The following is a 272-nucleotide window of genomic DNA, read 5'->3' as shown; positions in this document are numbered from 1 at the left end:
AGAACTGGTCTAATTACTTAGCCCATTCGATGTAGTCTCGGTTGACTTGCCCATCCATTACGTTCTCATTGGAATAGATGATGATTCTATATTTGAAAGTAGCGGATTCTCCTTGAGCTAGTTTGAAGTTCAGTTCATCCTTGCCGTCACTTAAAGCTTTTTGGCCTAATGGATTGGCGGCAAACAAACCATATCCTCTTGCATGCCAGTAAGTTGGATACCCTGGATTAGATGGATAATCTAATATAGCAACAGAAATATTTTCATCTCCG

Annotated in this window: 1 protein-coding gene; it reads right to left on the bottom strand. The window is 40.1% G+C overall.

All coding sequences use genetic code 11. The features are described 5' to 3' along the window. Nucleotides 1-13: 13 nt before the first annotated feature. A partial coding sequence (locus I5349_RS13745; protein WP_226391352.1) for a DUF6807 family protein occupies nt 14-272 on the bottom strand: 259 nt, incomplete at its 5' end.

Origin of the sequence: Penaeicola halotolerans (assembly GCF_016464625.1) — a bacterium.
GTDB classification, from domain to species: domain Bacteria; phylum Bacteroidota; class Bacteroidia; order Cytophagales; family Cyclobacteriaceae; genus Penaeicola; species Penaeicola halotolerans.
The sequence above is the reverse complement of the archived record's forward strand: the minus strand, read 5'-3'. Positions and strand labels throughout refer to the sequence as shown.